Here is a 12,433-nt window from a genome sequence, read left to right as displayed (position 1 = left end):
CTTAAGCGTCAGTAACGTCGGTCGGCCACCCGAAAGTGAAGTTAGATACGTCGCGGCCTTTGTCTGCCAGCCAACGCTGCAGGTTCTTCTTGTACTGGTAGTACGCGACAGCTTGCAGCTCCATGAGTTCGTCTCCCGATTTTTCGGTCAATTCACGGTAGTGACGCGCCATCACCCACGCGATGCGCGCGGCGGCGAGAGCATCCTCGGTGGCATCATGTGCCCCGTCTAGCCGCACCTGATAGTGGCGGGAGACATCAGTTAGAGTGCGCTTTTCACGGCGATCAGGATCGAAGTAATTGTCCAGCACAAAAGGATCGACCACGAGCCCGTCAACAGTAAAACTGGGGTCTTGCGAGCGAAGTACGGTCAAATCATAGGCCGCGTTGTAGGCCACTACAGTCAGACCATCGCGCCAGGCAGCTCGAAGACCCGCAATGGTATCCGCCAAAACTTCATCATGCGGACGCCCCTCCGCGCGAGCTTTTTCAGTGGTGATGCCGTGCACATCAGACGCAGCTTGCGGAATTTCGACACCGGGATCGGCGAGCATGATGGTGGAATCTTTGCCCTGCTCCGTCAGCCGGACCAATGCGGAAGTGACGATTTTGCAGGTACGGGGGTCCGTGCCGGTAGTCTCCAGATCAAACGCGAGCATGCGTCGCGGATCGAAATTATGCATGTCTCAACTGTAGCGGAGAGCACGGATTCACTGACGTGACAGGAACGGGTCAAGAGAATTTCAGTTCGACCGGCGCATCCGGGCAATGACATAGAATGAGCGACGTGACTTCCTCGACCGATGAGAACTCCGACCTGTCAACCTCCGATTTGTCTTCGTTTTCCAGCGCCCCCGCCTCCGAACCAGCGCCGGCGGACGTCCGGGAGAATTGGCAAGATCTAGCTACTCGCATTCGTGAAAACGCTGCGCTGTACTACACCGCACAGCCGGTTATCTCCGATGCTGAGTACGACGAGATGTTCCGTCAATTGCAGCACTTAGAGGAGCAGTGGCCCGATCTGGTGGTGCCGGACAGCCCCACGCAGCAGGTCGGTGCGCAGGTCGAAGCGCCTGCCGACGGCGAAGTGTTCGAGCCCGTTGAGCATCTCGAACGCCTCTACAGCTTGGATAATGTTTTCGATGAGCAGGAACTGCGCGACTGGTTGGCCCGCACTCCGGCCAGCACATACCTGACTGAGCTGAAGATCGATGGCCTGTCAATTGACCTGGTCTATGAGAAAGGTCGCCTTGTCCGGGCGGCCACCCGCGGAGACGGCCGCGTGGGGGAGAACGTCACCGCTAATGCGCGCACCATCGAAGATATTCCGCATGAAATCAGCGGCGAGAACATCCCCGACGTGCTCGAGGTACGTGGTGAAGTCTTTATCTCGTTGGAAGAGTTCGAACGCATCAATGCCGACCGCGTCGACGCAGGCCAGAAGCCGTTCGCGAACCCGCGTAACGCAGCTGCGGGTTCACTGCGACAAAAGGACGTTGCAGAAGTGGCAAAGCGCCGTTTGTCCATGATTTGCCATGGAATTGGCCATATCGAGGGATGGCGTCCGCAGTCCCAACACGAGGCCTATCGGGCTTTGGACGAGTGGGGCTTCCACGTGTCGCCGTATACAAAGCAGGTTCATTCCGCGGACGACGTCGTCAAGCAGATGCAGTACTGGGGAGAGCACCGCCACGATGCTATCCACGAGATGGATGGGCTTGTGGTCAAGGTTGACTCCCTTTCCGAGCAGCGCGCGCTGGGCGCGACCTCGCGGGCGCCACGCTGGGCGATTGCGTATAAGTACCCGCCAGAAGAGGTCACGACGGACCTGCTGGACATTCGAGTCTCCATCGGACGAACTGGTCGTGCGACGCCATATGCCGTCATGAAGCCAGTCTTTGTGGCGGGATCGACGGTCGAGATGGCGACGCTACACAACCCTTCTGAAGTGCACCGAAAGGGAGTGCTCATCGGGGACCGCGTGACCATCCGCAAGGCCGGTGACGTGATTCCAGAGGTGCTCGGTCCCGTGGCCGATCTCCGAGATGGCAGCGAGCGAAAGTACATTTACCCGACTCTGTGCCCCGAGTGCGGTACTCGTTTGGCTCCGGCAAAGGACAGCGATGCCGATTGGCGTTGCCCCAATACCCGTTACTGCCCAGGTCAGCTGCGTCGTCGTATTGAATTCCTCGCCTCTCGCTCCGGGTTTGATATTGAAAACCTGGGGGAGAGGGGTGCTGCCGACTTGATTCATCGCGGCGTGCTTGACGACGAGTCCCTGCTCTTCGACCTCACCGAGGAAGATTTGCTCGGCACTGAGGTCTACACCACGGCTTCGCGCAAAACGCTGAATGCCAATGGTAAGAAGCTGCTGGCCAATATTGAGGCAGCCAAGGATAAAGAGCTGTGGCGTGTATTGGTCAGTCTGTCTATTCGCCATGTGGGCCCGACGGTAGCGCGGACCTTGGCGCAGAAGTTCGGCTCGATGGAGGCGCTGCGGGCTGCGAGCCGTGAGGAGATTTCGGCGATTGACGGGATCGGTGAGATTATTGGCGATTCCGTAGCCGATTGGTTTGAGGTGGACTGGCACCGCGAGGTTGTTGAGCGCTGGGAAGCTGCGGGTGTGCGCATGGCCGATGAGGTCACCGATCGCCCAGATCAGGTGCTAGAGGGATTGACCGTGGTAGTCACCGGCTCTTTGGAGGACTTCACACGCGATAGCGCGAAGGAAGCCATTATCTCCCGTGGTGGTAAGGCCGCGGGGTCGGTGTCGAAGAAGACCGACTACGTGGTGGTTGGCGAAAACGCCGGCTCCAAGGCCACAAAGGCCGAGGAACTGGGCTTGCCCATCCTCGATGAGGATGGGTTCAAGCGGTTGCTGGAAACTGGTCAGGCCTAAATCTTGGTCTCTTCTAGCTTCCAGACCTCGTTGGCGTAATCGCGGATGGTGCGGTCGGAGGAGAAGCGGCCCGAACGGATGATGTTCAGGAAGCACTTCTTGGCCCACGCCAGCTCGTCGCGGTAGTCCTCGGCCATGCGGTCACGGGTTTCGCGGTAGTCAGCGAAGTCGCCGAGGACGTAGTAAACGTCGGCCGGCTCGTACCCGTTGGACTCTAGCAGCGAGAAGTGCAGGTCGTGGAACATTCCGCTGCCACCGTCATCAAAAGTGCCGTCGACAAGCGAATCGACAGCGCGCTTGAGCCCCGGCACCGTTTCGTAAGTGCCACGTGGGCTGTAGGTGCGGCGCAGCTCCGGCAGTTCCTCTTCCAGCGCACCGAAGATGTAGGCGTTCTCTTCGCCGGCGGCGTCGACGATTTCGACGTTTGCACCGTCCATGGTGCCCAGCGTCAGTGCGCCATTCATCATGAACTTCATGTTCGAGGTACCCGAAGCTTCCTTACCGGCAGTGGAAATCTGCTCGGAGACGTCGGTGGCTGGGATGATGTGCTCTGCCGGGGTGACGTTGTAGTTTTCAACGAAGGCGACCTGCAGGCGACCGTCCATGTCCGGATCGTTGTTGATCTTGTCCGCGATAGCGTTGATGAACTTAATGATGGCCTTCGCGCGAACGTAGCCTGGGGCGGCCTTGGCACCGAAGATGAACACGCGCGGTGGCACGTCCAGCGCTGGGTCTTCCTTGATGCGGTAGTAGAGATCCAGGATGTAGAGCGCGTTGAGAAGCTGGCGCTTGTACTCGTGCAGACGCTTAATCTGGGTATCGAAGATGGCGTCCGGGTTCACCGAAATACCCTGGCGGTGCTCCAGCCAGGTGGCGAAGTCCTTCTTGTTCTCGTGCTTGATGTCGAGAATCTCACGCAACACGGCCTCGTCGTCAGCAAACTTTTCGAGCTCAGCGAGCTTGTCCAGGTCGGTGACCCAGGCATCCGAACCCGACAGGCGAGTCAGCAGCGCCGACAGGCGCGGGTTGCACTGGTTGAGCCAGCGGCGCGGGGTGACTCCGTTGGTCTTGTTGTTGAAGCGCTCCGGCCAGATATCGTGCCAGTCCTTCAACGTTTCGCGCTTAATGATTTCCGTGTGCAGGGCAGCCACACCGTTGATGGAGTACGCAGCGTAGCAGGCGATCCACGCCATGTGGATGCGGCCGTGGGAAATCGGCGCCATGTAGTCAATCTTGCCCTGGTCGAAGCCGCGCCCCGCCAGGTCTTCGCGGAAGCGGCGGTCGATCTCACGGGTGATCTCCAGAACGCGACCGAAGAGACGGTCAAAAATGGAGTATTCCCAGGTCTCCAACGCTTCTGCCAGAACGGTGTGGTTGGTGTAGGCGAAGGTGTTGGAAACGACGTTCCAGGCGTCGTCCCAGCTCATATCGTGCTCATCCAGGAGTAGACGCATCAGCTCTGGGATCGCGAGCACCGGGTGGGTGTCATTGAGCTGAATGGAGTTGTACTTGTGGAAATCGCGCAGGTCCTCGCCGTGATTCTCGATGTAAGAATCAATCATTGTCTGCAGCGAAGCCGAGACGAAGAAGTACTGCTGGCGAACGCGCAGCACCTTGCCGTCATAGGTCGAGTCATTCGGGTAGAGCACGCGGCACAGGTCATGGACGCGCTCCCGTTCGACAATGGCGTCGGTGAAACGCTGCGAGTTGAAGGCGTCATAGTCGAACTCACGCATTGGCTCCGAGTGCCACAGGCGCAGCGTGCCGACGTTATCGGTGCCGTAGCCGGTAATTGGCATGTCATATGGAACAGCGCGCACGACCAGGTCATCAAAGGTGACAATCTTGGACAGTTCCTCGCGACGAATGACGAAGGGGTAGCCCTCTTCCATCCACGGATCCGGGTGCTCATCCTGGAAGCCGTTTTCAAAGCTCTGCTTGAACAGACCGTAGCGGTAGAGGATGCCATAACCGGTCACCGGCAGATTCTGCGTGGCACAGGAATCCAGGAAGCAGGCGGCCAGACGACCCAGGCCACCGTTACCGAGAGCGGCGTCGTGTTCGGCCTCGAGCACGTCTGTCAGATTCTTGCCGTACTTTTCCACCGCAGCGGAGGCCTCATCCACCAGGCCTGCATTGAGCAGGTTGTTCAGCAGGGCGCGACCCATGAGGAACTCGGCGGAGAAGTAGTGCTGCTGGCGGGTAGCAGCGTATGCCTCCGTGGTGCGCTGCCAGTTGTCCGCTAGGTCATCGACAACAACCCGTGACAGACCGGACCAGAATTCCATCTCAGTGGACGACTGGGGGACACGGCCGGATTCGGCACGAACGTGGGATCCGACGAGGTCACTCAAGTTCGACATCAAAGAAGCTCCTTATTGACTGGTATCATTTCCAGACTTTACCGCTAAGCGTGAATCACTGCGCTCCATAGGGGAGGAGCCATAGGGTAAGAGCTTCGAGCAGAAGGGAGCAGCCCACTAGTCGCTGCTAGTCGATAATCGCGCCGACAATCGTGCCAATACGTCCCAAGTGCTCAACCTCACTTGGCAGGAAGTCCGGCCCGCCGGGCCGGCCAATAACGAGAACCAGACCCTCGCCCATTGGAGTAGCGGCAATGGAGGAGTCCATAACCGTCCAGTCCTCCGGCAGCCACGTTTCTTCGTCCGGATCCAGGTTTCGTGGCGAGTCAATCGGGGCTTCCGGCAGAGTCCGGCCGTTATCCTCTGGAGCAGCGGTAGAGGAAGCGCGACGCACCCAGTGGCCATCGCTCTGTTCGCCGAGGACGATAGCCCAGCCTGCAGTCATAGTCTGAGGCAGGCCGTCGACGACATCTCCGAGGGCACGATCCAAGTTCTTCGTGTGCTGTGAGAACTTGGCCAGCAGCGCAATCTGTCCGCGGCGGTCAACCGAGCCGGAGAAAGGTCTAATTGAATCGACTTCCACTCCGCTAATGGACTGAGCCGCTGTAATCAGTGTGTCTGGGAGCAGGCCCATAGGCAGGTCAACCACGATGTCGTCGACAACAACGCCATTAGCGCCGTAATCTACGACGTCGACACTGCGAATATCACCTTCTACTTCGCCCAGGGCAGCCGCGACGTAGCCAAGTGCGCCTGGTTCGTCGGGAAGCTGGATGCGAAGGAGGTAACTCATGGCTGTGTGTACAACCTTTCGAATAATTGAGAGTGATTCTTGCGGTGTAACTATAGAAGTAGTGATTTAGGTTACAGGGTAAACCTCTGAAATGTAAGACCCTGCGGACAACGACTCAACGATAACGACTACTGTTGGCAAGTACAGCCCGCTCGCGCGGTTCAAAATCAGTTTCAACTAAACTTCTGTGCACTAGCTTCGTACGAAGAAATGAAAGGGGTACTAGCGTGCCAGCTATCTCACGCGATGAGGTCGCACACCTAGCGCGATTGTCCCGTCTGGCTCTGACTGACGCGGAACTCGACGAGTTCGCCGGTCAGATCGACGGCATTATTAACCACGTCCAGGCCGTTCAAAAGGTGGCTGCGGATGATGTGGAACCGATGAGTCACCCCTCTTCGCTGTCCGGTGTGATGCGCGAGGACGTCGTCAAGCCGACGCTGACTGCGGAGCAGGCGCTGGACCAGGCGCCGTCGCAGGACCGCCAGCGCTTTGAAGTTCCCCAGATTCTCGGCGAGTAGGAGTACGTGGAAGAAATGACTGCAGCTAACCCGAATCTGCATGCCGCTGTTGCTGAGGACCCGATTCTGGGGCTGAGCGCTTTCGAGCTCGCACAGAAGATTCACGCTCGTGAGCTGACCTCGGTAGAGGTCACCCAGGCGTTCCTCGACCGTATCGCGGCAATTGATGAGGACATTCACGCATTCCTGCACGTCGGTGCCGAAGAGGCCCTGGCTGCAGCTCGCAAGGTCGATGAGTCGCTGGATGCTGGCGAGGAGCCGGCCTCCGCGCTGGCCGGTGTTCCGCTGGCACTGAAGGATGTCTTCACTACCACCGATGCGCCGACCACCTGTGCTTCCAAGATGCTCGAGGGCTACATGAGCCCTTACGACGCAACGGTTACTGCCAAGCTGCGTGCAGCTGGCATCCCAATCCTGGGTAAGACCAACATGGATGAGTTCGCCATGGGCTCGTCGACTGAAAACTCCGCTTACGGCCCGACTCACAACCCGTGGGATGTTGAGCGCACCGCAGGCGGTTCCGGTGGTGGCTCTTCCGCGGCGCTGGCTTCCGGTATGGCTCCGCTGGCTATCGGTACTGACACCGGTGGCTCGATTCGTCAGCCAGCAGCTCTGACCGCAACGGTCGGCGTGAAGCCGACCTATGGCACGGTATCCCGCTACGGCCTGGTCGCTTGTGCCTCCTCGTTGGACCAGGGTGGGCCGACCGCGCGAACCGTTCTGGACACCGCGCTGCTGCACGAAATCATTGCTGGTCACGACGAGAATGACTCGACTTCCACGGAGCAGCCGATTGCCGATGTGGTTGCTGCTGCCAAGGAAGGTGCTACCGGTGACCTCACGGGGGTTAAGGTCGGCATCGTCAAGCAGTTCGACCGCACCGAGGGTTACCAGGCCGGCGTACTGGACAGCTTCCACGAGGCCGTCGACAAGCTTAAGGAAGCTGGCGCAGAGGTGGTCGAGGTCGATTGCCCGAACTTCGACCACGCACTGAGCGCGTACTACCTGATTCTGCCGTGTGAGGTCAGCTCCAACCTGGCTCGTTTCGACGGCATGCGTTACGGCCAGCGTGTTGGTGATGACGGTTCGCACTCGGCCGATGAGGTCATGGCTATGACCCGTGCCGCTGGTTTCGGCGATGAGGTTAAGCGACGCATCATCATCGGTACCTATGCGCTATCGGTCGGTTACTACGACGCCTACTACATCCAGGCACAGCGCGTCCGTACCCTGATTCAGCAGGACTTCGAGCGGGCCTTCGAACAGGTGGATGTCCTGATCTCGCCGACCACTCCGACCACTGCGTTTAAGTTGGGCGAGAAGGTTGACGACCCGCTGAGCATGTACATGTTCGACCTGTGTACTCTGCCGCTCAACCTGGCCGGCATGTGTGGCATGTCCGTGCCGTCGGGCCTGGCTGAAGACACCGGCCTGCCGGTAGGCCTGCAGATTATGGCTCCGCGCCACGGTGATGATCGTCTGTACAAGGTCGGCGCTGCCTACGAAAAGGTTCGCGGCTCGATTGCATAAAAGCGTTCAATAAGCCTTAGTCGGTTTTCTGCAACCGTCGTTTTCTCACTGAAGTGGGAGAGCGGCGGTTGTTGTCGTGTCGGGGAGAGTTTCATACATGCGCAGGAACGCAAACATGGAGAGAGTTAGATTTAAAAACCCACCGCGGTTTATGCCGTGGATCTATGGGCTGGTCATTGTCATAGCCATTGCCGTCAGTCTGGTCGCTGCGGTGGTCTTCGGCTCGGCGGATATCACCTGGTCCACCACGACACAGGTCATCTCGCATCACATCTTCGGCACTGAGCTCGATGAATCTGTGCCCGCCAGTTCGGACACCATCATCTGGAACCTCCGCGCTCCCCGGGGAATTCTCGCAGCGATTGTAGGGGCGGGGCTAGCTGTCTCCGGTGTGGCTATGCAGACATTGGTCCGTAACCCGTTGGCAGACCCGTATCTGCTAGGTATTTCTGCCGGCGCCGGCGCTGGTGCGACCGCGGTGATTATCTTTGGTGCTTTCTCCGGTAGCCCCATCGCGCCGCTGACATTCGGCGCACTCCTCGGTGCAGTCATGGCCACCCTCGCAGTCGGTGCTTTCGCCACTGCAGGCGGTGGGCTGACTCCGCTGCGCTTGGTGCTCTCTGGCGTTGTGCTCTCCGCTGCGTTTTCCGCGCTGAGTAGCTTCATGGTCTTCGCTGGGCCAGACCCGAGGGCCGCGCAGTCCGTGATGTTTTGGATGCTGGGCTCTGTTGCCGGTGCGACATGGCTGAAGACGCTCTTCCCGCTCATTGTCCTCATCGCAGTACTGTTGTTTTTCCTGGTCAAAGCCCGTCATCTGGATGCGTTGGCAACTGGTGAGAGCACTGCAGCAGCCGTAGGTATTGACGTTTCTCGGCTACGCACACAGGTATTTGTGCTCCAGGCTGTCCTCGTTGGCACGCTTGTTGCGGTCTCGGGTGGCATCGGGTTTGTCGGCCTGGTGATTCCACACTTGACCCGCATCTTGGTAGGGGCCACACACCGCGTTGTCCTACCGGTTGCTGCACTCATGGGTGGACTGTTTCTCATCTGGGTGGACATCATCGCGCGCGTAGTGGGCGGAAGCCAGGAAATGCCGCTGGGAGTAGTCACGGGATTGGTTGGTGCACCACTTTTCCTATACCTCATGAGCCGTTCGCACTACAGCTACGGAGGTGCCGAGTAAATGAGCGCCCCACAAAAATCTGTACTCGCCGCTAAAGATGTGCGCTGCGATATCGCTGGGCGCACCATTGTCAGCGGAGTCAACCTCAACTTCGGTGCAGAACCCATGACCGCCATCATCGGTGTTAACGGCGCGGGCAAATCCACGTTGCTGCGTGCGCTCGGTGGAATCACGAAACCGGCCACGGGCGAGGTTGAGATTAACGGCAAATCGATGAGCTCAATCAGCTCGAAGCACCGCGCCCGCGATCTGGCTTTCGTCGCGCAGAACGAGGTTCCACCCGCCGAAATGCGCGTGCGCGACTTTGTCTCCCTGGGGCGCTTGCCCTACCAGCGCCTTTTTGGTGGCAACACTGCCGAGGACAATTCCCACGTCGACCGTGCGCTGGAGCTCGTGGGGTTGGAAGCGGTTGCGCAACGCCTGTGTGGGCAACTCTCGGGTGGGCAACGCCGTCGCGTGTGTCTGGCGCGTGCCATCGCCCAGGACTCGCCAATCATGCTTCTCGACGAGCCCACTAACCACCTCGACGTGCGCCATCAACAATCCGTCCTCCGTCTGGCCCGCTCCAGCGGAGCGTGTGTCATTGCCGCGATCCACGACTTGGACCTGGTGATGAACCACTTCGACCGCGTCATCGTGGTCGCGGACGGCGGTATCGCGGCCGACGGCATTCCCACAGAAGTGCTTACCCGCGACTTTGTCGCCCAAATCTTTCAGGTTGAATCCTGTCAGCTCAATTCCCCCGCTGGCCGCCGCCACCTCGCAATCGATAGCGAGCTGGATGCTGTCACCATCAACTAGGAGTATTCCCATGAATTACGGACACACTTTCCGACGTCCTCTTCGTGCCTCAGCAGCTGGTATCGCTGTGGCTGCTCTGGCATTCGGAGCCGCCGCCTGTGGCTCTGATGAGGGAACGCAGGCCTCGTCGTCAGGCCTTACTCTCACCAACTGCGGTGAAGAAGTTAGTTACCCGGGTGTGGCTAAGAAACTGCTAATCAATGACGGCAATATTGCTTCGCTGGCGCTGGCGGTGGGGGCTGCGGATGAGATCACAGCGGTGAGCTCTATGGCCTCGCATCTGCCGGTGTTGACCGCAGCTTACGGCGATGCAATCGCGCAGAAGCCGGAGGTCGCGAAGGAGTACCCGAATCTGGAGCAAGTTATTGCGGCCGAGCCGGATGTGATGCTGGCGGGATGGGGCTATGGGTTTAGCGAGGATAAGGGTATTACCCCGGAATCGCTTTCCGAGCACGGTATCGGCGCCTACACCCTGACGGAATCTTGCCGCACTGGTGACGCAGCCTCGGCGGGCAAGGAAGGCAGTGGCGACCCGGGGCATACTCGTGGTCTGGTGGATCCGTGGGAAGCTGTCAAAATTGATCTGAAGAACATCGCTACCCTGACTGGCCACGACGGTGAGGGCGACAAGGTTATTGCGGATATTGATAACCGTCTACATGCCCTGGATACCGCACCGAAGGGCGACAAGAAGCCGGTGGGTTTCCTCTTTGACTCTGCTGGTGACGCCCCGTTTACCTCGGGTTCCTTTGGTGCCCCGCAGGGCATCCTGGACAAGGCTGGTGCGACCAATGCGACCGAGTCGATTAAGGACACCTGGACTACGACCTCCTGGCAGCATGTCGCGGAGATGAATCCAGACTTCATCGCGATTGTGGACTATCCGGGTCAGACCTTTGAAGAGAAGATCAAGGTTCTGCGCACGAATCCGGCAACGAAGGATCTCGAGGCGGTCAAGAAGAATCGCTTTATTAACCTACCGATTGCATTGTGGACGGAGTCTCCGCTGAACGTCGATGCCGCAGAGTACGTGCGCAAGACGCTCGAGGAATATGGTCTTCTGCCGACATCGGAGGTGACGACGAAGATGGAGCTACCGTCCGAGCTACCAGGGCAGGAGTACCTGCAGAAGTAGTTTCGACCAAGGCCGTCAAGCACGAACTGACTAACGCGACTAAGGTGGGCATCATGCGAATTGCGACCCTTACCTCCGGTGGAGATTGTCCCGGTCTGAATGCCGTTATCCGTGCAATTGTCCGTACCAGCTCGAGCGAGTACGGCTCAACCGTCGTCGGTTTTGAGGACGGTTGGATTGGTCTTATGGAAGACCGTAGGGTCCAGCTTTACGACGATGAGCGGATTGACCGCATGCTGCTGCGTGGCGGCACGATGCTGGGCACCGGCCGCGTGCATCCGGACATTCTCATGTCTAACCTCGACCGCATCAAGGAAAATCTCTCTGATGCGGGCATCGATGCCCTGATCCCAATCGGTGGCGAAGGTACGCTGAAGGCCGGCAAGTGGCTTTCGGACAATGGGGTGCCGGTTGTCGGTGTTCCGAAGACTATTGATAATGACGTCAACGGTACGGACTACACCTTCGGTTTCGACACGGCTGTGGCTGTTGCCACCGACGCGGTTGACCGTCTGCACACCACTGCGGAATCCCACCAGCGCGTCATGATTGTTGAGGTCATGGGTCGACACGTGGGCTGGATTGCTTTGCATGCGGGTATGGCCGGCGGTGCTCACCACATTGTCATTCCGGAAAAGCCATTCGACATCAACGAGATTGTGAAGTCGATGGAGCGCCGTTTCCAGATGGGTGAGAAGTACGGCATTATCGTCGTCGCTGAGGGCGCCACCCCGAAGCCGGGCACCATGGAGTACGAAGAGGGCGGTGTTGACCAGTTTGGTCACCAGACCTTCAACGGTATTGGTCAGGTCATTGGCGCGGAGATTAAGAAGCGCACCGGGTACGACGTTCGCACCACGGTTCTGGGCCACATTCAGCGTGGCGGTACGCCGACTGCGTACGACCGCGTGCTAGCTACCCGCTACGGTGTCCATGCCACCCGAGCAGTACACGAGGGGGACTTCGGCAAGATTGTCGCTCTGCACGGTGAGAACATCGAGCGTATCGACATCGACGATGCGGTTGCTGAGTTGAAGGTTGTGCCGGATGGCCGTTACCGTGCCGCTGCTGCGCTGTTTGGTTAAGCACGCGTTGCTAAACATTTAGGCACATCTTCGTAACAAAATAGGCATACTGCCCGAGCTGGTGTATCAATCACCAGCTCGGGCAGTATGCTTTGTAAGGTTCCGGTTTTGAAAAATAGACTTA

At 58.8% G+C, this 12,433-nt stretch carries 10 protein-coding genes; 7 read left to right on the top strand and 3 right to left on the bottom strand.

Annotated elements, in window-relative coordinates:
* Position 1 precedes the first annotated feature (1 nt).
* A complete protein-coding gene (locus HMPREF2651_RS02540) occupies positions 2–682 on the bottom strand; it encodes a 3'-5' exonuclease (protein WP_038628522.1) in 681 nt (226 codons plus the stop codon).
* A gap of 95 nt (positions 683–777) precedes the next feature.
* On the opposite strand from HMPREF2651_RS02540, the gene ligA reads away from it, so the two are divergent.
* Complete coding sequence (gene ligA / locus HMPREF2651_RS02535; RefSeq protein ID WP_141745475.1) at positions 778–2,898, top strand: NAD-dependent DNA ligase LigA; 2,121 nt, start codon at positions 778–780, stop codon at positions 2,896–2,898.
* Here the strand turns inward: ligA and HMPREF2651_RS02530 are convergent.
* Both HMPREF2651_RS02530 and HMPREF2651_RS02525 read right to left on the bottom strand, forming a co-directional pair.
* A complete protein-coding gene (locus tag HMPREF2651_RS02530; RefSeq protein WP_038628524.1) occupies positions 2,895–5,261 on the bottom strand; it encodes a glycogen/starch/alpha-glucan phosphorylase in 2,367 nt (788 codons plus the stop codon). The genes ligA and HMPREF2651_RS02530 overlap by 4 nt on opposite strands.
* A gap of 127 nt (positions 5,262–5,388) precedes the next feature.
* On the bottom strand, positions 5,389–6,054 hold the full coding sequence (locus tag HMPREF2651_RS02525; protein ID WP_038628526.1) for an ACT domain-containing protein: 666 nt from the start codon (positions 6,052–6,054) through the stop codon (positions 5,389–5,391).
* Positions 6,055–6,281: 227 nt separating this feature from the next.
* On the opposite strand from HMPREF2651_RS02525, the gene gatC reads away from it, so the two are divergent.
* The 6 genes from gatC to HMPREF2651_RS02495 all read left to right on the top strand — a co-directional run bounded on the left by gatC (position 6,282) and on the right by HMPREF2651_RS02495 (position 12,309).
* Positions 6,282–6,575: an Asp-tRNA(Asn)/Glu-tRNA(Gln) amidotransferase subunit GatC gene (gene gatC / locus HMPREF2651_RS02520; protein WP_005509328.1), complete on the top strand. Its 294-nt coding sequence runs from the start codon at positions 6,282–6,284 to the stop codon at positions 6,573–6,575.
* 15 nt (positions 6,576–6,590) lie between these two features.
* On the top strand, positions 6,591–8,105 hold the full coding sequence (gatA, locus tag HMPREF2651_RS02515; RefSeq protein WP_049181171.1) for an Asp-tRNA(Asn)/Glu-tRNA(Gln) amidotransferase subunit GatA: 1,515 nt from the start codon (positions 6,591–6,593) through the stop codon (positions 8,103–8,105).
* Positions 8,106–8,220: 115 nt separating this feature from the next.
* The gene (locus tag HMPREF2651_RS02510; RefSeq protein WP_370547363.1) at positions 8,221–9,288 is read left to right on the top strand and encodes a FecCD family ABC transporter permease; all 1,068 of its coding nucleotides are present in this window, start codon (positions 8,221–8,223) and stop codon (positions 9,286–9,288) included.
* Positions 9,289–10,089, top strand: coding sequence for an ABC transporter ATP-binding protein (locus HMPREF2651_RS02505; RefSeq protein WP_038628530.1), 801 nt, complete (start codon positions 9,289–9,291; stop codon positions 10,087–10,089).
* A 10-nt stretch (positions 10,090–10,099) separates the two neighbouring features.
* Positions 10,100–11,224, top strand: coding sequence for an ABC transporter substrate-binding protein (locus HMPREF2651_RS02500; RefSeq protein WP_070585964.1), 1,125 nt, complete (start codon positions 10,100–10,102; stop codon positions 11,222–11,224).
* Between the two features lie 53 nt (positions 11,225–11,277).
* Positions 11,278–12,309 carry an ATP-dependent 6-phosphofructokinase gene (locus tag HMPREF2651_RS02495; RefSeq protein WP_038628534.1) on the top strand — a complete coding sequence of 344 codons (1,032 nt, stop codon included), beginning with the start codon at positions 11,278–11,280 and terminating at the stop codon, positions 12,307–12,309.
* Positions 12,310–12,433: the final 124 nt, after the last annotated feature.

This window comes from Corynebacterium sp. HMSC063A05 (genome assembly GCF_001809695.1).
Classification (GTDB): Bacteria; Actinomycetota; Actinomycetes; order Mycobacteriales; family Mycobacteriaceae; genus Corynebacterium; species Corynebacterium amycolatum.
Note: the sequence above shows the minus strand (reverse complement) of the source record. Positions and strands in the feature narration are given on the sequence as shown.

Coding starts and splice junctions, on each gene's coding strand:
- HMPREF2651_RS02540 (WP_038628522.1), bottom strand. CDS start 682: ATGCATAATTTCGATCCGCGACGCATGCTCGCGTTTGATCTGGAGACT.
- HMPREF2651_RS02510 (WP_370547363.1), top strand. CDS start 8,221: ATGGAGAGAGTTAGATTTAAAAACCCACCGCGGTTTATGCCGTGGATC.
- HMPREF2651_RS02505 (WP_038628530.1), top strand. CDS start 9,289: ATGAGCGCCCCACAAAAATCTGTACTCGCCGCTAAAGATGTGCGCTGC.
- HMPREF2651_RS02530 (WP_038628524.1), bottom strand. CDS start 5,261: ATGTCGAACTTGAGTGACCTCGTCGGATCCCACGTTCGTGCCGAATCC.
- HMPREF2651_RS02500 (WP_070585964.1), top strand. CDS start 10,100: ATGAATTACGGACACACTTTCCGACGTCCTCTTCGTGCCTCAGCAGCT.
- gatA (WP_049181171.1), top strand. CDS start 6,591: ATGACTGCAGCTAACCCGAATCTGCATGCCGCTGTTGCTGAGGACCCG.
- ligA (WP_141745475.1), top strand. CDS start 778: ATGAGCGACGTGACTTCCTCGACCGATGAGAACTCCGACCTGTCAACC.
- HMPREF2651_RS02525 (WP_038628526.1), bottom strand. CDS start 6,054: ATGAGTTACCTCCTTCGCATCCAGCTTCCCGACGAACCAGGCGCACTT.
- HMPREF2651_RS02495 (WP_038628534.1), top strand. CDS start 11,278: ATGCGAATTGCGACCCTTACCTCCGGTGGAGATTGTCCCGGTCTGAAT.